General features: G+C 43.7%; 17 protein-coding genes. 5 read left to right on the top strand and 12 right to left on the bottom strand.

Annotated features, from left to right (window positions below; translation table 11 throughout):
- Nucleotides 1-8: 8 nt before the first annotated feature.
- Entirely contained in the window at nucleotides 9-299 is a 291-nt protein-coding gene (gene groES / locus K0O23_RS08880; protein ID WP_219877071.1) for a co-chaperone GroES, read from the bottom strand.
- Nucleotides 300-322: 23 nt separating this feature from the next.
- Here groES and K0O23_RS08875 point away from each other — a divergent pair, with 23 nt between their 5' ends.
- Nucleotides 323-523 (top strand): hypothetical protein, encoded by a 201-nt coding sequence (locus K0O23_RS08875; RefSeq protein WP_219877070.1) that lies wholly within the window; start codon nucleotides 323-325, stop codon nucleotides 521-523.
- 33 nt (nucleotides 524-556) lie between these two features.
- Here K0O23_RS08875 and secG read toward each other — a convergent pair whose 3' ends face one another.
- The 9 genes from secG to K0O23_RS08830 all read right to left on the bottom strand — a co-directional run bounded on the left by secG (nucleotide 557) and on the right by K0O23_RS08830 (nucleotide 10,444).
- Nucleotides 557-943: a preprotein translocase subunit SecG gene (secG, locus tag K0O23_RS08870; RefSeq protein WP_219877069.1), complete on the bottom strand. Its 387-nt coding sequence runs from the start codon at nucleotides 941-943 to the stop codon at nucleotides 557-559.
- Nucleotide 944: 1 nt separating this feature from the next.
- Nucleotides 945-2,201 carry a hypothetical protein gene (locus K0O23_RS08865; RefSeq protein WP_219877068.1) on the bottom strand — a complete coding sequence of 419 codons (1,257 nt, stop codon included), beginning with the start codon at nucleotides 2,199-2,201 and terminating at the stop codon, nucleotides 945-947.
- A 35-nt stretch (nucleotides 2,202-2,236) separates the two neighbouring features.
- On the bottom strand, nucleotides 2,237-2,764 hold the full coding sequence (gene lptE, locus K0O23_RS08860) for an LPS assembly lipoprotein LptE (RefSeq protein WP_219877067.1): 528 nt from the start codon (nucleotides 2,762-2,764) through the stop codon (nucleotides 2,237-2,239).
- A complete protein-coding gene (locus tag K0O23_RS08855; protein ID WP_219877066.1) occupies nucleotides 2,748-4,025 on the bottom strand; it encodes a sigma-54 interaction domain-containing protein in 1,278 nt (425 codons plus the stop codon). The genes lptE and K0O23_RS08855 overlap by 17 nt, the downstream gene beginning before the upstream one ends.
- 120 nt (nucleotides 4,026-4,145) lie before the next feature.
- The gene (miaB, locus tag K0O23_RS08850) at nucleotides 4,146-5,579 is read right to left on the bottom strand and encodes a tRNA (N6-isopentenyl adenosine(37)-C2)-methylthiotransferase MiaB (RefSeq protein WP_219877065.1); all 1,434 of its coding nucleotides are present in this window, start codon (nucleotides 5,577-5,579) and stop codon (nucleotides 4,146-4,148) included.
- A gap of 193 nt (nucleotides 5,580-5,772) precedes the next feature.
- Entirely contained in the window at nucleotides 5,773-7,074 is a 1,302-nt protein-coding gene (locus K0O23_RS08845; protein WP_219877064.1) for an anthranilate synthase component I family protein, read from the bottom strand.
- Nucleotides 7,075-7,088: 14 nt separating this feature from the next.
- Nucleotides 7,089-8,534, bottom strand: coding sequence for a tetratricopeptide repeat protein (locus K0O23_RS08840; RefSeq protein WP_317195673.1), 1,446 nt, complete (start codon nucleotides 8,532-8,534; stop codon nucleotides 7,089-7,091).
- A 71-nt stretch (nucleotides 8,535-8,605) separates the two neighbouring features.
- On the bottom strand, nucleotides 8,606-9,337 hold the full coding sequence (locus K0O23_RS08835; RefSeq protein ID WP_219877062.1) for a zinc ribbon domain-containing protein: 732 nt from the start codon (nucleotides 9,335-9,337) through the stop codon (nucleotides 8,606-8,608).
- A gap of 3 nt (nucleotides 9,338-9,340) precedes the next feature.
- Nucleotides 9,341-10,444: a Nif3-like dinuclear metal center hexameric protein gene (locus K0O23_RS08830; RefSeq protein WP_219877061.1), complete on the bottom strand. Its 1,104-nt coding sequence runs from the start codon at nucleotides 10,442-10,444 to the stop codon at nucleotides 9,341-9,343.
- 72 nt (nucleotides 10,445-10,516) lie between these two features.
- Here K0O23_RS08830 and lpxK point away from each other — a divergent pair, with 72 nt between their 5' ends.
- The 3 genes from lpxK to miaE all read left to right on the top strand — a co-directional run bounded on the left by lpxK (nucleotide 10,517) and on the right by miaE (nucleotide 14,329).
- Entirely contained in the window at nucleotides 10,517-11,578 is a 1,062-nt protein-coding gene (lpxK, locus tag K0O23_RS08825) for a tetraacyldisaccharide 4'-kinase (protein ID WP_219877060.1), read from the top strand.
- 77 nt (nucleotides 11,579-11,655) lie between these two features.
- A complete protein-coding gene (locus tag K0O23_RS08820; protein WP_219877059.1) occupies nucleotides 11,656-13,554 on the top strand; it encodes a putative porin in 1,899 nt (632 codons plus the stop codon).
- A 166-nt stretch (nucleotides 13,555-13,720) separates the two neighbouring features.
- A complete protein-coding gene (miaE, locus tag K0O23_RS08815) occupies nucleotides 13,721-14,329 on the top strand; it encodes a tRNA-(ms[2]io[6]A)-hydroxylase (RefSeq protein WP_219877058.1) in 609 nt (202 codons plus the stop codon).
- Nucleotides 14,330-14,529: 200 nt separating this feature from the next.
- Here the strand turns inward: miaE and K0O23_RS08810 are convergent, their stop codons facing one another.
- Nucleotides 14,530-15,795: an asparagine synthetase B gene (locus K0O23_RS08810; protein WP_219877057.1), complete on the bottom strand. Its 1,266-nt coding sequence runs from the start codon at nucleotides 15,793-15,795 to the stop codon at nucleotides 14,530-14,532.
- A 137-nt stretch (nucleotides 15,796-15,932) separates the two neighbouring features.
- Between K0O23_RS08810 and K0O23_RS08805 the strand changes: the two genes are divergently transcribed.
- Nucleotides 15,933-17,174 (top strand): ABC transporter permease, encoded by a 1,242-nt coding sequence (locus K0O23_RS08805; RefSeq protein ID WP_219877056.1) that lies wholly within the window; start codon nucleotides 15,933-15,935, stop codon nucleotides 17,172-17,174.
- Between the two features lie 16 nt (nucleotides 17,175-17,190).
- Here K0O23_RS08805 and K0O23_RS08800 read toward each other — a convergent pair whose 3' ends face one another.
- Complete coding sequence (locus K0O23_RS08800) at nucleotides 17,191-18,939, bottom strand: glycoside hydrolase family 26 protein (protein WP_219877055.1); 1,749 nt, start codon at nucleotides 18,937-18,939, stop codon at nucleotides 17,191-17,193.
- Nucleotides 18,940-19,275 lie beyond the last annotated feature (336 nt).

Below are 19,275 nucleotides of genomic sequence, written 5' to 3'. Positions count from 1 at the left end.
GGTTTGAATTAAAGTACAGCCAGAATATCTGACTCACGCATGATCAGGTAATCGTTTCCGTCTACAGAGATATCTGTACCTGCGTATTTACCATATAATACCTGGTCGCCAACTTTTACCTGCGGCTTCATTAAAGAACCCTGCTCAGATACTTTACCCTCGCCAACGGCTACTACCTCACCACGCTGTGGCTTCTCTTTAGCAGTATCAGGAATAATGATACCAGACTTTGTTTTTTCTTCTGCTGCAGCAGGAGCTACAATTACTCTGTCTGCTAATGGTTTAATGCTGATTGACATAGTTTGTTATGTTATGAAGTTTTATGGTTGATATTAAAAATTATAACCAATGGGGTACTATCATTTCCTGTGCCAATGCCTCTGTTCTGACATTTCAGGCCAAATTTTCAGCTTTTAACGCTGCGTTACCTGACAGGTTTGACATATTTGGCAGACTGATGGAACTTTTTACTATACGTATGACAGGTTACGACAGCACAAAAAACAACAAAGCCGGCTTATAGGGCCGGCTTTGCTTATACTTTATACTTGGTTGCTTAGTTAGCTGTGTCAATCATAGCTGGAATCTCAGCTGCATCAGGAATAGCTGCAGGGTTCTCTTCTGTTGCTCCTGGCAATGTAGCAGGGGCAGCAGGCAAGTTAGACTGACGAGCGCGTTCTTCATTGATCGATCTTTCGCCAGCACCTTGCTGGTTAGCAGTACCAACCATCATGTGTGTGCCAAGTGTAAGAACAACCAGTGCTATGGCAAAGCCCCAGGTTAGTTTCTCCAGCAGGTCACCGGTGCGCTTTACACCCATAAGCTGGCTGGTGCTACCGCCAAACTGGCTTGATAGTCCGCCTCCTTTAGGATTCTGAGCCAACACAACCAAAATAAGCAGCACGCAAATGAATACAATAATACTGATAAGGGCGATGTACATATTAACTTAAGTTTTGTAATTTTTCTATCTGTTCAGCAAAGTAACTCTTTTTTTCCGGATTTTTCAAAATGAGTTGCTCATATATTTTAACTGCTTTTTTCACCTTGCCTTGTTTCACGAATATGTTGGCCAGGCTTTCGGATGCCATTCCTTTTTTGATCTTGGTGCTCTTAAGCGATAAATCCTCCTGAGGCTCAGGCTTCAACTTGAAATTTGCCATCGTTTTAAGCCTTGGATTAAGCTTTAAAAACTGGTCTATCAGGTCTAACTGGTTGCTTAACGAATGCTGTGTGGTTTGCACTGCTTTTTCCAGTTCGTGGGTCTTGCTATACTCTAAAATAAGCTCGGGATGAAAGGCCTGAGGGCGCTGGCGCGTATAATCATCCTTTAGCTGCAGAAGCTCGCCCATACGGCTGGAGCCCATCCAGTAACCAAGAGCATCTTCGGCATATAGGCGGTCTATTTCATCAAAAGAATAGTTTATCTCTGCGTCTGCCGCATCCTTTCCTGATTCAGCGGGAGTGTCTTCTTCATAGATAGTATCGGCAGGTATATTTTCTGATGCCTCTAATTCCGATAGAGCTTCTCCTGTTTCTGTCAGGTGGTCCGCTATGCCAAGGGATGGTGCCTCTGATTCTGGTTCAGGGTCTGGATCAGGTTTTTGAGCCAGTAAATCTGTAAAGGATGAGCTGAGACTGTTGATGGTGAGCAACATGGCCAGCTCCGAGTCTATCTGCTGTTGCTCTGCCTCTAATGCTGCAGGAGATTCTTCTTCTGCTTCCTGGGTGCTAAACTCCGGTTGATTTTCTTCGCTTACCTCCTCAAATATTTCCTCTATATCAGCCGGCTCATAATCATCTGAGGTAGCTTCAGTTACAGGTGGAGCAGTATTCGTAGGTTCTTCAAGTATAATTTCCGCTGTAGGTATACTTTCAGTTGTAGCTAAAGTTTGTTCAGCCTGAATCGGTAAAGTTTCTTCCTGTGGTGTTGCTGTTATACTTTCTTCAAATACAGGCTCTGCAACAGTAGAAGTATAAATAATGCGTTTTAACAGTTGGCGATCAGTGGCATACGACGAGGCTTTGCGTAAACGCTGCGTCGAAAGCATACTTCCTTTATCGTAAGCAGATTTAGCAAGTAGGAGGTGGGCAGTCTGGCAATAAGGGAAAGTAGCGGCCACCTTCTCCAGCTCTTCGGTTTGCTGGTCGGAGATGTTGGCTACCTGTTTTATCAGTTTAAGAAAAGCTGATTTATTCATTTAGTATTCGTATTGCTTTGGATGGTAATGTGTAACTACCAGTCTGCTACTGTTTTATTAAAAACATCTGTTACCAGGCGCTCGGTTAGCGCATCAATTTCGGCAGGAGTTAGCTGCGTTACATCACGGCCCTGCTGAAAGTCCTGCGAAATGCTGAACAGTCTGTCGAAGTTCTTGTCTGGGGCTTTGGCGTTCACAAAACGTACCTGTATGCCCAATGTAAGCCTGTTAAGGCCTGCTATATCCTGAACGCCCTCGCGCTGAATAGCTGCCGGCGTATAAGTAAAGCTAACAATCTGTCCTTCCAATTGCAAGTCTCCGTCGCGCTGTACAATGTTCAGGTTGGAGTTTCGTTGGTAGAAGGTTTTAAAGTTGTTGGTTACCAGCTGTGTAAGATTTGCTGGTCCTTCGCCAGTGCTGTTCTCAAAATTTTGAATAGAGATGGTACGCACATCAGGTGGCAGGGTAGAGCCTGAAAAGGAGTAAATGCCGCAACTACTGCAAACCGCAAGCAGCGAAAACAGCGTGTAAACCCAAACTCTCTTGTTAATCCTCAATGTCATACTGCTTTAATTTGCGGTAAAGTGTTCTTTCTGATATTCCCAGATCCTGGGCAGCATACTTGCGCTTGTTGTTGTGCTTTTTAAGCGCCTTTAAGATCATCTCTTTTTCTTTATCCTCTAAAGATAAGCTTTCTTCTTCTGTTTCGTGCGTAATATCCTCTACTTTCTGATCTTCGTAATCCTGCATCTGAGCCTGTTTTACTGGCAGGTAAAACGCATCATGCTGTTTGGCTTCCGGCTGTTGGTAGGTGGTGCGGCCATTAACCGTTTCAATACCATCAAACAAGTGACCATGCTCTTTAATCAATTCCTGGTCGTTATGCTGATTGGTCATGATATCGAACACGAGTTTCTTTAGCTCAGAGACATCACGGCGCATATCAAAAAGCACCTTATAAAGTATATCACGCTCCGAAAAAGGCTGTTCTGTAGCAGTTTCTTTGTTAAACAGGGCCGGAAGGGTATTACCTTGGTCGCGTGGCAGGTAATGCCTTAGTTTATTGCCGTCAATCTCACGGTCGTACTCCAGCACAGAGATCTGCTCTACAATGTTTTTTAGCTGACGTATGTTACCCGGAAAACGGAATGCCAACAGCTCCTGCACGGCATCAGGAGTAAGTGTGATTGGCTTTACTTTATACTTCTCAGAGAAATCGGCAGCAAACTTACGGAAGAGCAGGTAAACATCGTCGCCTCGTTCTCGCAAAGGAGGCACTGTAATAGGAACTGTGTTCAGTCTATAGTATAAGTCTTCACGAAAACGACCTTTTTCAACCGCATTTAACAGGTTAACGTTGGTAGCAGCCACTACACGCACATCTGTTTTCTGTACTTTAGACGAGCCTACTTTAATAAACTCGCCGTTTTCAAGCACGCGCAGTAACCTTGCCTGTGTACCAAGCGGCATTTCGCCAATCTCATCTAAAAATATAGTACCGCCATCTGTTACCTCAAAATAGCCTTTTCGGGTTTCTGTGGCGCCTGTAAAAGAGCCCTTCTCGTGGCCAAACAGTTCAGAATCTATAGTTCCTTCTGGTATGGCACCGCAGTTAATGGCAATAAACTGGCCATGTTTGCGCGGACTCAGATGGTGTATAATCTTGGAGAAGGACTCCTTGCCACTACCGCTCTCACCGGTAATAAGCACCGTCATTTCAGTTGGTGCTACCTGAGCAGCCACCTGTATGGCGTGGTTAAGCAAGGGTGAGTTGCCAATGATACCAAAACGCTGCTTTATACTTTGTATATCGATGTTGCGCATGTTTTTAATTTGAAGATTAGCAGATTTGAAGATTTGGAAATGTAGGGATTTGAAAATGTGTGAATGAACAATTATCTAATCTTCACATCTTCAAATTCCCCAATTGTCTTATCTCCAAATCTAATCTATCGCCTGGCCAAATAGGGTGCCTACGCTGCAATCGTGCACCAACACGTTCACGTAATCACCTTTCTTATAGTGCTTTTTGTCAAAGATCACTACTTTGTTCTGGTCGTTGCGTCCGCTAAGTTGTTCTTTCGATTTTTTTGAGAAGTTCTCAACCAGTACCTTGTGCACTTTGCCTACATCGCGTTTGTTGCGGTTAAGCGAGGTTTCTCGCTGCTTGGTAATGATCTCGTCTAGGCGGCGCTTTTTAACTTCCAACGGAATATCGTCTTCCAGTTTTCTGGCTGCCAGTGTACCCGGACGCTCAGAATAAAAGAACATATAAGAATAGTCGTACTGCACATAGTCCATCAGGGAAAGCGTATCCTGATGCTCTTCCTCTGTTTCGGTGCAGAAACCGGCGATCATATCAGAAGAAATTCCGCAGTCATCACCAAGTATAGCACGGATAGCATCAACGCGGTTAATGTACCACTCACGGTCGTAGGTGCGGTTCATAAGCTCTAGCACGCGGGTATTACCGCTTTGTGCCGGCAGGTGTATGTATTTGCAGATGTTGTCATACTTTTTCATAGTGTACAACACTTCATCTGTGATATCTTTTGGATGTGACGTAGAGAAACGCACGCGCAGGTCTGGCGATACCAAGGCTACTTTCTCCAGCAATTGCGCAAAGTTTACGCTTTCGGTTCCGTCTTCGGATGCCCATTTGTATGAGTCTACGTTCTGGCCAAGCAGCGTTACTTCTTTATAACCTTGTGCCACCAATGCCTCTGCCTCGCGAACAATAGAGTGTGCATCGCGGCTGCGCTCACGTCCACGGGTAAATGGCACCACGCAGAATGAGCACATGTTGTCGCAACCACGCATGATCGAGATAAAGGCACTTACACCATTGCTATTCAGGCGTATAGGGTTGATGTCGGCATAGGTCTCTTCGCGGGAAAGCAGCACGTTAACAGCTTTCTGTCCTCCATCTACCTCGTTTATCAGGTTTGGCAGGTCGCGGTATGCATCAGGCCCAACTACCAGGTCAACAATCTTTTCTTCTTCCAGCAGCGATTTCTTCAGACGCTCTGCCATACAGCCCAGTACACCAACCATCATCTCCGGCTTTTTCTTCTTAAAATAGTTGATCTGGCCCAAGCGGTTGCGAACAGTCTGCTCTGCTTTTTCACGTATAGAGCAGGTATTCAGGAATACCAGGTCAGCCTGCGCAATGTCGGAGGTAGTATCGAAGCCGTTCTCAAACATGATCGACGACACGATTTCGCTATCTGAGAAATTCATAGCGCAACCATAGCTCTCTATGTACAGTTTTCGGCTTTTGCCAGTCTGTGTTTCCTGTGTAATATGGGTTGTATCACAAGCCGCTGCCTCTTCAGGCATGCGGCTGTCTATAAAATCTAAATCTACTATCGGATCCATGCTTATTCTTTAACTGCTGCAAATATACTATAATCTCATCAAAATCGTGACAGAATGGCAGGAATAGAAAAGTAATTTTGATTGTGTGATTGAGTGAATGAGTGATTATGAATTGTTGAATGGTCTGATTGTTAAATTGTTGAATTTAGAAATTAATTCAAAGGAGTTATTCGTTTAACCATTTATCACTCACTCAACCACTCATTCGCTCATTCAAAACTTTCAAGATCGCCTGCGCCTTTAACAGGCATTCTTCATACTCACGTTCCGGGTCGGAGTCGTAGGTGATGGCGCTGCCCACCATAAAGGAGAGGTATTTGGTGCTGGCATTATACTGTATACTTCGGATAACCACATTGAAGTCACAATCATTTTCCGACGTGATATAGCCAAAAGCCCCGGAGTATAAGCCGCGCTTGGTTTCTTCAAGTTCCTCGATGATCTGCATAGCGCTTATTTTAGGGGCACCGGTCATACTTCCCATCGGGAAAGTGCCTTGCAATGCATCCACTAAGTCGTTGCCTGGCTTAAGTTCTCCGGTAATGGTAGAGATCATCTGCGAGACTTGCCTGAAGCCATATATTCCGAACATTTCTTCGACCTGCACGGTTCCTGTCGCGCAAGAGCGGCTTAAGTCGTTGCGCACCAGGTCTACGATCATCATGTTTTCGGCCAGTTCTTTTTCGTCGTGCCGTAATTGGTATTGAAGTTGCGCATCTTCTTGCGGTGTTTGACCTCGCCTGATAGTGCCTTTAATAGGTTGTGAGATAAGTTTTTTGCCTTCCTTTTTAAGAAAGCGCTCCGGCGAAGCACTGAGCAAATACCTGTCGTTATACTTTAGGTAACCTGAGAAGGGGGTAGGAGAAGCATCATTAAGCGCCAGGTATAAAGGTAAAGGCTGCAAATCGGCATTTTCAGCAAAGAACTCGATGCAATAATTTAACTCGTACACGTCACCCTCCAGGATATGGGCTTTTACCTTTTCAACATTGGCTTTATACTTGTCTGGCGAAACCCGTTGCTGTATGTTTATTTTAGCAGGAGAGGAGGCTACAAGGGGTGCACTAGAAAGTATATATTCAAGGATAGCGTTTGTACTTTGATTTGTGCTGCAGATGGTTATACTTAACTGGCTAAAGTATAAATACACTTCAGGCTCAAAAAAAAAGGCCACTGGGAAACCAATTCCATCGTTATTCTGGCTGCTTAGTTTTTCGATCTGGTTTTTAAGGTCATAGGCCAGGTAGCCGCACCATAGGTTATGGTTGCCACTTAGTTTAGTGCGTATACTTTCCAGCACGTTTTCCTGGTCCAGATCAACAGGTTTACCTGATGAAATGGCAAGTATATGCTCGAAGCCACTGTGCGGGTATGGAATATTGTTGTGGTTATAGTTACAAACCAAAGGATGCTGATCAGCCCAGGCCAGTGCTCTAAGTATAAATTCCTGAATTGGAACAGGCAGATCTTCTGCTTTTATAGTTGCGGTAAACATGCGGCAATTTTAAACTATAAAGTGGAGAGGGCAAGCTTGGCTTTTGCGTCGATACTGTTTTTGTACTCGTGGTCTTTGTAACTCATAGCTTTTTTAAAGTATGTCTGAGCCAAAGTATCCTTTTTTCGCTCCCGGTAAATGTATCCCAGCTGCAAAGCTGCATTAGGGGCAAAGTATAAATTGGAGTCTCCGCAAATTGTAATTGTATTTCTGTAAAGCTTTACTGCTTGAGTAGTGTCCTGCAAACCATTGTAAATGCGCGCCATGCGATAAGTATACTCTGCCTGTATTGGTAAAGTAGCCTTGGTAGTATCAAGTGCACTTAGTGTTTTAAGCGCCTCCTGGTAGTAACCGCCATCCGACTGCAGCCTTGCAAGCAGTATAGGCCTTACAGGTTTGTCCTGCTTTAAAACATACTTTGCAGCATACTTGTCCTCTTCAATCTCCTCGCTGCCTACTTCGCTGATCTTATTGTAATACCAAAGCGCCTGTGGCTGATGGTTGCTTAAGTAATATGCCAGGTAAAGCTTAAAATGTGCCGCTTTAAGGTAGTGCTTTCCTTTGTGCTGCTGTAGGAAAGCCCGATTATGAGCAACTGACTCATTAAAATCGCCGCGATACAAGTATAGATCGGCCGCCATGTGCTGCAGGTAAGGAAAAGATAAATACTGGCTATCGGCAGGTCTGCTTATAAACTGCTTTAGTGCCTTGTCGCTGTGCTTTGTTTTTTTTAATAGGTGCATGGCGGCAAACCGGAATAACAGGTTATCCGGTTGCCGTACTGTTAGGTTCTCCAGTATGCGCATGGACTGTTGCTCATTTTTCTGGTCTACCAGGTGCAGTGTTATGGCATACATGGCCAGCGCCTCCTCCTGAAATGGGTTTTCTTTTGTGGCGGCAGTTTTTAAATTAGTTAAGCCGGATTTTATACTTCCTTCCATCCCGATAATGCCCAAAAACCATTTGTAGTTATCCGGAACAGAGCCTATAAGTACCTGCAGCATGCCCAGCGTTTTTTTATTTGGAATAAAATCGGGGTGTTGTTTTGAGATGGAAATATACTGCAGGTAAGCCTTTCGGATATCCCACGCTGCGGATAACTTATTGCCAAATAAGAGTTTACTTATACCTAGCTGCATCTTTACTTCGGCTAGTGCATACTTTTTCCAGACTGATTTATCTTTTAATTTTTCAATCTGGCTGAGCCGGTTTTCCTGGTTTTGCAACAGGGCATCGTAAGTAGTAACATTCTGCTGCACACATAATGTCAGGAAATCGCCGTAGTTGGCAACAAGCAACGCAGCGGCATTATTTGGATTTGCCTTGAGCTCCTGTTTAGAAAAGTGCTGACCTGTATTGATCTTTAACTTTAGATATTCCCGGTGTGCCTGTAAGGTAGTTGTGCTGTAAACAGAAACCGCATGCAGGGCTGTGGAGCTCAGCAATAGTAGACTGAGCACCAAAAAAAAAGGATGGGGTTGAGCCATCCTTTTTAAAAGTATATGTAAGCGATATCCGCTCAATTTTTTAATTAAAATATACGCTGCTCTACACCAGCCAGAATACGGCCGCAATGCTCACAAACGATCACTTTTTTCTGGGCTGCGATATCAGCCTGGCGCTGTGGTGGAACCGTGTTAAAGCAACCTCCGCATGCATCACGCTTCACAGTTACTACTGCAAGGCCATTACGTACGTTTTTACGGATACGAGAATAGGCGCTCAGTAAACGATCTTCGATGTTCGAAGATGCTGCCTTACGCTCTTCTTCCAACTTGTTTTCTTCTTCTTCGCTTTCAGAAACGATCTGGTCCAACTCGTGCTTTTTGTTTTCAAGGTCTTTACGACGCTCTTCTAAGCGAGTCTTAGTGCCTTCGATATCGCTGTTTTTCTGCTCGATCTGGTAATGCGCTTCTTTGATTTTTTTCTCAGCGATCTGGATCTCCAGTTTCTGAAGTTCCACTTCTTTTGTGATGGCATCATATTCGCGGTTGTTGCGAACATTCTGCTGCTGATCTTCATACTTGCGTATCAGACCTTCAGCGTCTTTGATGGCTTGCTTGCGCTGGGCGATTGATTCATTGAGCGCTGCGATCTCGTCATCAAATTTATGAACCCTCACTTCATAGCCTTCAATCTCATCTTCCAGGTCCTGAACCTCTTCGGGGAGGTCACCCCTTACGCGTCTAATTTCATCAAGCTGCGAATCGATGCTCTGGAGCTGTAATAATGCTTCCAATTTGCTGGCTACAGTACTTTCCATGTATTAAAAAGTGTATCTGACAGGGTTTGTGTTTACGTTTGTTAAATAGACTGCAAAATTAGTAAAGTTTTTGGAAATTGTATCATAAAAAATCTCCTTTGTGAATACCTCGCTTTCATAATGACCGATATCGGCTATCATCATGCGGCCTTCCGCATCAAAAAACTCATGGTATTTCACATCGCCTGTCACCAGTGCGTCGGCTCCCTGGCGCAAGGCATCCTTTATTAAAAAACTGCCTGCGCCGCCACATACGGCTACGCGCTTTATACTTTTAGCTCCCACAGAAGTATAGCGTAAGCCCTGTAAGTCCATTTTATCTTTCAGATAACTCAAAAAAGCTTCCTCCTGTAAGGGCTCCTGCAGTTCCCCCATTATACCAATTCCTACCTCCTGGTTCTGGTTTTCGAGGTTGTAAAGGTAATGAGCAACTTCCTCGTATGGATGGGCCGCTTTTAACGCCGCCATTATTTTTCCCTGCAGGTAAGCCGGAAAAATAACTTCTATTCTGTTTTCCTGAACCTGCTCTGGTTGTCCTGAGCGTCCAATGGTTGGGTTCGCATTTTCGGAGGGTAAAAAGCGGCCTTTGCCCTGCACCTGGAAACTACAGTTGCTGTACTCGCCGATATTTCCGGCGCCGGCAGCATGTAAGGCAGCCAGTACCTGCTCTGTGTTTTCTACTGGAGCAAATGTTACCAGCTGCATCAGGGTTTGCGGTTTATTAACGAGTATCCGTTGTTCCTGTAGGCCCAGTTTATCGGCTATTTTGGTATTTACACCATTTACAACACTATCGAGGTTGGTATGGCTGGCATAAATGGCAATGTTGTTCTGTATGGCCTTGATGATGGTGCGCTCCACATAATTTTTTCCTGTAAGCGACTTAAGACCTTTAAATATAATGGGGTGGTGAGCCACAATAAGGTTGCATCCTTTTTCAATAGCATCTTCCACTACTTCCTCGGTGCAGTCCAGTGAGATGAGCACAGCTCTTACCTCATCGTTTGGGTTACCTGTCAGCAGGCCGGCATTGTCGTAGCTTTCCTGGTAGCGGAGAGGGGCAATTTGCTCCAGGTGGTCAGTTATATCCTTAATTCTGGTTATCATAGTTCCTATTAATTCAAGTTTGCTGGTGTCTCGGTTTAAAATTAATTCTAATTTTGCTTTACCTAAAACTATATGGCAAAATATCTGAAATTACTGCTTTGGCCTTTTTCGCTGCTATACGGTGCTGTTACGGGCTGTCGTAATTTTCTATATAAACAAGGCATTCTAAAAAGCACAGGGTTTGATTTTCCTGTTATTGCTGTTGGTAATTTAACTGTAGGCGGCACTGGCAAAACCCCTCATGTAGAGTACCTTATCCGTTTATTAAAGGAGTATAAGTTAGCTACTTTAAGCAGAGGGTATAAGCGCAAATCCAAAGGGTTTATACTTGCAGATACCGCTTCTACAGCCGTTGAACTTGGCGATGAGCCCTATCAGTATCACAGGGATTTTCCGGAAGTGGCAGTTGCTGTGAGTGAGAAAAGAGTAGAAGGCGTTCAGAAATTAAAGCAGCTGGTACCGGATGTGGAGGTGGTTATTTTAGACGATGCCATGCAGCACCGCGCCATCAAACCATCCCTGATGATCATGCTTACAGACTATGGCAGGCCGTTTTTCAGAGACTTTATACTTCCGGCCGGCTTGCTGCGAGAAAGCAGGCAAGGCGCCCAAAGAGCAGACCTGGTGGTTGTGAGTAAGTGCCCTCCGGATTTAAGCGCCTCGGAAATGGTAACATATACTTCGCAAATCAGAAAGTATACTTCAGCAGGTACGCCAGTATACTTTTCCGCATTTAAGTATGGCACACCAGTAAGTATAGGCAATACTAGAACAATCGCAGAAAACATTTTGCCACTAACCGGCATTGCAAACCCGGCACCTTTGCAGGAGTACTTACAGCAGCAGGGGTACAACATCGTAAAGGCATATACTTTCCCAGACCATCACACTTATACTTTAAAAGATATTGTTGAAGTAAAGCGCGAATTCGAAAAGTATAAAGATCAAAACATCAGTATTATAACAACCAGTAAGGATGCTGTAAAACTAACCGATGGCCGACTTGCACGACTTACTAAAGAACTCCCGATCTTTTACCTGCCCATAGAAGTTTCTTTTCTGAAAGATGCTGCCATATTTGATTTGGCTGTGGCAGAACACCTAAAGTGTATGCCTGCCATTGATAAGATATAGTGTTTAACTTATACTTTTGATGCGTATAGGTTATGCAAAAAGCATAGTAGTTATACTAAAATCACTAATTTTGAATTGTGAAAAGTAAGTTATTAGCCGTATTCCTCCTTGTAATATGCCTGCTGGCTGGCCGCAATGCCACTGCTCAGATCATAGATGATTCTACGAAAGCCATTTATGGGCCCAAAACAACGTTGCAGCTTTATGAAAGAGATGTGCTGGAAGGCCGCCTGTTGCGCAGCCGTATCGATACGGCTGTTAACAATATGCATAACGAACGTTTTTGGTATAACGACACGGCGTATTATCAGCACCTTGGCAATACCGGCACTGCGGCTAAGCCCTTGTTTTTCAAAATGCCACAAAAGATTGGTATACGCTTCGGCAAAAACGCTTTTGACCGTTACGCTTACGACCCGCAAAGTATAAATTACTATGATACGCGTTCTCCTTACTCGCACTTATACTATGTGCAGGGCCAGCGCGGAGAGCAGGTTTTTGAAGGAATTTATGCGCGAAACATAACCGAACGCTGGAATGCAGGTGTGGCTTATCGTATACTTTCTGCAAACAAACAGATCGGGGCCCAGCGCCGCGAAGGTTTAATAGACAACAATGCCGTAAAGGCCTTTTCGCATTATACTTCTGAAAATAAACGCTTCGATTTGTTCTTCAACTATAATTTTATGAAGGTAGAGCAAATCGAAACCGGTGGCATTCGTCCTGACTCACTGAATACGCCTACTGATGCATTGTTCGACTATGAAACGGAAAGTATCTGGTTACAACAGGCTGCCTCAGAGGAGTCTAGAAACGCATTACACCTGACCAGCATTTATAAGCTTGCCGGAGAAAACCTTAAAGTATATAACACAGCCGACTGGTACCGCCAGAAAAACGAGTTCAGCGATGATGGTTTCCCGTTTGATATTGGCACAGGTAGTCTCCTGTTTTACCCGGATACACTTTATACTAGTGTTAGAACGTCAGATAGGAACAGTTATAGGGAGTTGCAGAATGAGTTCGGGCTTACCGGTAACAGCAAAATCTCTTTTTATAAAGCTTACCTGAAGTATCGCCACGCTAATGTTAACTATAGTGTATTGGATTTTGTGCGTAACGACTCGTTAAGGTCTGAGTTCAGACGAAACGAAGATGCTGCTTTTAACCAGCTTTTTGTAGGCGGTCAGCTGCGACTGTTCTACGAAAATAAGGCTGAAATACTTGTAGACGGAGAGTTCCAGATCTCGACAGATTACCGCGTTAAAGCACAGGGGAAACTTGCCGGGTTGCGAGTGTCGCAGGAGCGTGTGCTGCGTTCGCCATCGTTGGTAGAGGAGTTTATGCTTAGCAACCACTTCCGTTGGGATAACGATAACTTTAACAGTTCTGTAATCGACAGATCAGAAGTTGGCTATGTAGGCAAACTGGGCAGCAGGCAGTATATTAAACTTGGCGCACATTACACCAATATCAAACGCTACATTTTCTTTAACGAGCAGGCCGTGCCGGAGCAGTTAGGTGGCAACCAGCGTTTCTGGGGGGCAGAGATACAGCACCGCATTAAATTTGGCCCTGTGCACTTCGAAAACTACGCAGCCTATACAAATGTTGAAGAAGCTAACAGGATAAGAGTACCAGAATGGTTACTGGATTCTAAGCTATACTATGAAGGCTTCATTTTTAAGAAAGCCTTGTTTGGACAGTTTGGTGTGCAGGCGTACATGCCGACGGGTTACTTTGCAGACGCCTATATGCCGGTTACACAACAGTTCTATCTGCAAAATGAGCTTAAGCTTATAACTTACCCGGTGATAGATGTTTTTGTAAATGCCGATATTAAGACATTAAATATCTTCTTGAAAATGAGTCATGTAAACGATGAGCTTTGGGAGCCGGGCTATTTTACAACACCATACTATCCTGGCATGCGCCGTAGCTTTGTCTTCGGTATCAAATGGATGTTCTTTGATTAAGATACAATCAGTGAATGACTGGATGAGTGAATGCTAATTCATCTAATCAAGTTTAGAGGTATTTATCTTACTTCATGAAATTTGAGATGAACAACAATTAAGCAATTTAACAATCAAACAATATTCACTCAACCACTCATTCAGTTTTTCAAAATTAAAAACCCCCATGTCTGAACTACAGCCAAATAAAACCATACTTCGCCTGGAGCTGCCAACTGATCCTCGTTGGGTTAACATCGCGGAGAAAAACATTGAGGAAATACTGGTTGACCATGCTTATTGCGAGCAGAAAGCTGCTACATCTGCCATTTCGCTTATTGTAAAGTATCCGGATAAAACGAAGCTGGTAGATGAGCTAACCGATCTGGTGGCAGAGGAGTGGAGCCATTTTGAGCGTGTGCTGGAGCAGCTTAAAAAGCGTGGCTATGGTCTTGGCCGTAACCGCCCCGATGAGTACGTGGTGCAATTGAGTAAGCACATCCGTAAAGGCGACAAACGTGAACGCCAGTTAATGGACCATCTGCTGGTAAATGCCTTGATCGAAGCGCGCAGCTGTGAACGTTTTAAGTTACTTTGGAAGAATATTGCCGACGAGGAACTACAGAAATTTTACTATGAGTTGATGGTTTCGGAGGCAGGGCATTACGTAAGTTTTGTAAAGCTCGCCAAAGAATATATGCCTGCCGAGGTAGTAGATGCCCGCTTTAAAGAACTACTGCAGATAGAGTCTGACATAATCCGGAACCTCGAACCACGCCCTGATAGGATGCATTAATTTAGTTGTTGGTTGTATGTTGTTGGTTAATCTTAAAAAGTGTTCTTGACTAAACACCATATATCGTTAGCTTTTGCGGCAATAAAGATAAACACTAACTACCAGTAACGAACCAAACGCTCTGTCTCAAACCAGACGCAAAGTATTGCATCTCTGCATCCCGAATAACGACTTACCAATAACTAACAACTAAAAACCAATCACGTCTTCTGCTTTTTCTTTTTGGCTGCCGGGAAGAGGATGTTGTTAAGTATCAGCCTGTAGCCAGGCGAGTTAGGGTGTAGGGCAAGATCGGTTGGGTCTTCGCCTACCAAATGCTGGTAGTCTTCCGGGTCGTGGCCGCCGTAAAATGTCCAGGTGCCTTTGGCGTAGGTGCCGTGCATGTACCGTATCTCGCCAAGCTCACTATTTTCACCCATCACAACAGCTTCTGGCTTTACAGTGCTTTTTCTGAAGGCAGTTGTTTGCCCCATGAAACCCTTAATAGTTTTAGCGTGGTTCTGGGTGAGCATGGTTGGGATGGGGTCCCATTTGGCTGAGAAAGTAAATAACTGGAAATAGTCATTTGCCTCTGTTACCTGACGTTCCTGGGGCTGCATATCGATGTTTGAGTACTCATACTCCAGTGGGTTTTTAGATATTCTGAAGTCTTTGAAGGCGAAGGTTTTAGAGTAGTCCAGCTTACTTTGTGCATTAGGGTCTGAAGCATCGCCGTCAAACATGGCTTCTACTATGTCTACTCCCTCAGCGGCCAGGGCAATGTCATACGTGTCGGTAGCAGAGCACATGGCAAACAGAAAGCCACCGCCGGCGCAAAAGTCCTTTATCTTGTTTACTACAGCCAGTTTTAAGTGTGTCACTTTTTTAAAGCCTAATTTGGCAGCAGCCTCTTCCGATTCGCGCTGTTGTTCCTGGTACCACGGGTAATGGCGGTAGCTGGCGTAAAATTTACCGTACTGCCCTGTAAAATCCTCGTGGTGCAAGTGCAGCCAGTCATACTTTGGAAGATCGCCTTTAACAATCTCCTCATCATAGATCACATCGTAGGGTATCTCGGCATAAGTTAGCACAAGTGTTACGGCATCGTCCCAGGGCATTTTGGATTTTGGTGTATACACGGCCACTTTAGGCACCTTCTCCAGCTTCATGATGTCCATGTTCGCGTCGGGGTTGCTGATCTCTGTAAGTATAACGTTGTACTGCGCATCCGAAATTACAGTATAGCTAATGCCGCGCACAACAAGTTCGTTTTCCAGCTGCTGCCCGTGCTTAAACGCAAAGCTGCCGCCTCTGTAATTCAAAAGCCAGTCGACGGGTACATTTTTGCTCAGCACCCAATATGCAAGGCCATACGACTTCAGGTGGTCTTTCTGAGACTCATCCATGGGTATAAGTATGGTGCTGGCCCCGGCAGAAATTGCGAACAGTAGCAGGGTAAAGAATAGCAGCGTGGTACGGAAAAACATGCAGTTCGTCTTTAAAATATTATCAAATGTATAAAATTGATTCTTCTTTCAAAGAAAGCAGCTAACTTAGATGCTAAGCAGCTGTTTTTATACTTAACGATAAAACAGTAAAAAGCGCACAAAAATTTTTCTGACGGATGAATCTGATTGAGAATATACGTGAAGGCTTGCGGGCCATACATGGAAACTTACTGAGAACTGTTCTTACAGGCTTGATTGTGTCTATCGGTATTATGTCGCTGGTAGGTATTTTAACAGCTGTGGATAGCATGAAGTATTCACTGACGCAGACTTTTTCAAGCCTGGGTGCAAACTCATTCGATATTCGCAGGAAGGGGTTTAACAACCGTGGCAGCCAGCAGGGGCGTGTAAGCAAAGTATATCCCAAAATTTCTTATGTGCAGGCCATGAAGTATAAAGACCTGATGTCTGACAATGCCAGGGTAAGTTTATCTGCCTTTATCTCAGGTGCTACAGTAGTTAAAAGTGAAACCGAAAAGACAAACCCAAACATTAGTGTAGTTGGCGGCGACGATTTTTATCTGGAAAGCCAGAGCATGAATCTTGCAGAGGGTAGAGGTTTTTCCAGCTTTGAGCATGAGTTTGGTAGCAACGTAGCTATTATCGGAAATGAGGTAAAGCAAAATCTTTTCAAAAATAAGGATGCCATAGGCCAGCATATAACTTTTTTAGGTCGTCGGTTCAAAGTGGTGGGGCAACTGGAGGCAAAGGGCAGCAGTATGGGTGGCGGCAACGACCGCAGGATTATTATTCCGCTTGAAACCGGGCGTCAGATATCCAGACCTGGGAGCTCTGACCTTACATATGACATTAAGACTGCCATACCTAATCCGGAAGAGCTAGACTATGTGATGGGGGAGGCAACGGGCATTATGCGGAGTGTACGCCAGGACGCTCTTGGGCAGGAGGAGTCTTTTGAAATAAGACGTAGCGACTCCATGCTGCAAAGCCTGAACGAGATTTCGGGCTACCTGAAAGTTGGCGGCTTTGTAATCGGCTTTATAACATTACTTGGCGCATCTGTGGGTTTAATGAATATAATGATGGTGTCGGTAAATGAGCGAACCCGTGAAATTGGTGTAAGAAAGGCATTGGGAGCCACAGCACAGCAGATTCGTCAGCAGTTTTTGATAGAAGCTATCGTTATTTGTATACTTGGCGGATTGGTAGGTATATTTTTGGGTATCATGATGGGCAATGGAATAGCTTCGCTTATTGGCGAAGGTGGCTTTATCGTGCCATGGTTATGGGTAATTGTAGGACTTACCATTTGTGTGGCTGTAGGTGTGATTTCTGGGTATTACCCGGCATTTAAAGCCTCTAAACTCGATCCTATCGAATCACTTCGGTATGAATAAGAGGTGCGTTCCACTCTCAGTGTGGCCTGGCTAAGGTTTTTGTAAAGCTCTCGAAGGTCTTAGTACTAATATTCCATTTAGGAGCATCAATTTCTCCCCATGCTTTAGGTGAATCTACCATGTTAAAATAACATATACCTATTACCTGTGGATGCTTGTTTAGAGTTATGGCTGCCTCAGACATCCATTTCATTTGATATTTTTCCGGGCCTTTAACTCCGAACTCTGTGATAAAGATGGGTTTGTTTACAAACCGCATTCTGTACAGTTTGCGATTTAAGATAGCTTCAAATGTTTCTTGCAGGCGGTGGTCCGTGATATTTTTGTCAGGTAGGCCATAAATAGCGATACTGATATAGTCTGTTACATCATCTCCTGGCCACCACTCCAGCGATCCACGGTCTCCTGCAGGGCCCCACACAAAGCGAATATTGCTCGTTTTAAAGGGCTTCTGCTTTACAAAGTATCGGTATGATTTTATATAAAGGTGTGGGTCCTGGCTTTGCCATGGGTAACGTACAATGGGGATTTCCATTTCGTGTGCCCAACGTAAATAAACTGTTCTATCTGTATTCGAGATTATGCGGTACAGTTCTGCCAACTCATTATCAAACTTGCCTTGGATAACTTTAGCCAGAACAGCACGGTCTTTCTCATTCCTAATAGCTCTCCAAGGCTCCATTGTAACGATTACGTCATGCTTCCTGGCGCTGGCTTCCTTAAATTGTCTTCTGAACTTCCCATTCTTAATATCTGTCCAGTTGGTGAAAATATGCTCAACTGAAACAGATTTATGGTCGGTTAGTGCACGCAATGGATCATACACCCCAACTTTAAGGTTAGCCTTACTTTCCTGCTCTTTAGTTAAGCGCGAAGTAAAGCGCACTGGTATGTTTTGTCTGCTTTGAACCTGTTTTATCCGAATAAGAGAATCCTTATTGAAAGCTTCAATCGCCAGAGCGGCATCTTTAACATCTTTTTCTGTATAAATGTCTTTTTTTATTTGATTAGAGAGAATAACAATTATAGGTTTTTGGATAAAGCGAAGCCGATGAAGTTTACGCTTAATCAATTCTGTTTTAGAGTTTGCAGAAGGATATTTTACGGGAGTAGAAATTTCGGATGGGCTGTTAATGGTTACGCTTGAGAAATCTACAACATCGGCTCCGGGCCAATATTCCAGAGTTCCTGGAAATCCTGCAGGCCCCCATACAATTTTAGCATTAGGTATATAAGTTTTACATTTTTTTGCAAAGTAGCGGAAAGCCTTTATGTAAAGCGCAGGTGCTTGGTTTTGCCAATAGTAATGCTCTGAAGGTACTTCCATGTCTGGGTTCCATCGTAGATATATATTATCTTGATTTTGAATCAAAGCATGGCACATTGCTCTTATTTTATTGTCATAAACGCCATTTAGTAATGCTTGCAGTACGTTAGCATCAGTGGCATCTTCAACTTGCTTATCCAATAATTCTATGGTCAGCAACACAGCTTGGCCTTTCGTGAGCGTTGAGTACAACTGCTCACGTATCATCATAGTGTCTGGATTAAGCCACTTGAATGTGTATATTTTTAAACTCCCTGTTGGTATGTTTAAGTTTTGTTTGCAATAGTCATCATAGCTTCCAATAATCAATTGATTAGGGGTTTCAGCTAACTCATCAGAAATAAAGTGTCTTTTGTTGTAATGTATTCCTATCTTAAACAAGAAAAGCATGCCTGATACAAAAGTCAGAATCAGAATTATTCGTAAGCCTGTTTTCATAGTTTCACCTTATAGAAATTTTAGAATCATCATGTTATGCTTCATGATTATGAGTCTAAATAATAAATTTCGGCGGGTGAAGTAATAGATAAGAGCTAAAGCTATTTCAGTGCAGTTAGATGAATAATATTGACGTAAAAAAATGCAAAGTGTTTATAAAAAAAAATTAATATATAGTTCAATTAAATATTGCTTGTTGTTGAAGGTTAATAGGGTTGTGGTCTACAATGTATGATATTGGAATAAGTATGACAGCAAGGGTGTTTACAGGAAGTTATGTGCGAGATAACTATCCAGATAAACTGCCCCTACTGCCACAGTGTGAAAGTAGTGAAA

The organism is Pontibacter aydingkolensis, assembly GCF_019443125.1.
In the GTDB taxonomy this organism is placed as follows: domain Bacteria; phylum Bacteroidota; class Bacteroidia; order Cytophagales; family Hymenobacteraceae; genus Pontibacter; species Pontibacter aydingkolensis.
The sequence above is the reverse complement of the archived record's forward strand: the minus strand, read 5'-3'. Positions and strand labels throughout refer to the sequence as shown.

Excerpts from the sequence above, each read along its gene's own strand:
- groES (WP_219877071.1), bottom strand. The coding sequence starts at position 299 with ATGTCAATCAGCATTAAACCATTAGCAGACAGAGTAATTGTAGCTCCT.
- lpxK (WP_219877060.1), top strand. The coding sequence starts at position 10,517 with ATGGCAAAATATCTGAAATTACTGCTTTGGCCTTTTTCGCTGCTATAC.
- K0O23_RS08875 (WP_219877070.1), top strand. The coding sequence starts at position 323 with ATGGTTGATATTAAAAATTATAACCAATGGGGTACTATCATTTCCTGT.
- K0O23_RS08865 (WP_219877068.1), bottom strand. The coding sequence starts at position 2,201 with ATGAATAAATCAGCTTTTCTTAAACTGATAAAACAGGTAGCCAACATC.
- miaB (WP_219877065.1), bottom strand. The coding sequence starts at position 5,579 with ATGGATCCGATAGTAGATTTAGATTTTATAGACAGCCGCATGCCTGAA.
- lptE (WP_219877067.1), bottom strand. The coding sequence starts at position 2,764 with ATGACATTGAGGATTAACAAGAGAGTTTGGGTTTACACGCTGTTTTCG.
- K0O23_RS08845 (WP_219877064.1), bottom strand. The coding sequence starts at position 7,074 with ATGTTTACCGCAACTATAAAAGCAGAAGATCTGCCTGTTCCAATTCAG.
- K0O23_RS08810 (WP_219877057.1), bottom strand. The coding sequence starts at position 15,795 with ATGTTTTTCCGTACCACGCTGCTATTCTTTACCCTGCTACTGTTCGCA.
- miaE (WP_219877058.1), top strand. The coding sequence starts at position 13,721 with ATGTCTGAACTACAGCCAAATAAAACCATACTTCGCCTGGAGCTGCCA.
- K0O23_RS08800 (WP_219877055.1), bottom strand. The coding sequence starts at position 18,939 with ATGAAAACAGGCTTACGAATAATTCTGATTCTGACTTTTGTATCAGGC.
- K0O23_RS08805 (WP_219877056.1), top strand. The coding sequence starts at position 15,933 with ATGAATCTGATTGAGAATATACGTGAAGGCTTGCGGGCCATACATGGA.
- K0O23_RS08855 (WP_219877066.1), bottom strand. The coding sequence starts at position 4,025 with ATGCGCAACATCGATATACAAAGTATAAAGCAGCGTTTTGGTATCATT.
- K0O23_RS08835 (WP_219877062.1), bottom strand. The coding sequence starts at position 9,337 with ATGGAAAGTACTGTAGCCAGCAAATTGGAAGCATTATTACAGCTCCAG.
- K0O23_RS08830 (WP_219877061.1), bottom strand. The coding sequence starts at position 10,444 with ATGATAACCAGAATTAAGGATATAACTGACCACCTGGAGCAAATTGCC.
- secG (WP_219877069.1), bottom strand. The coding sequence starts at position 943 with ATGTACATCGCCCTTATCAGTATTATTGTATTCATTTGCGTGCTGCTT.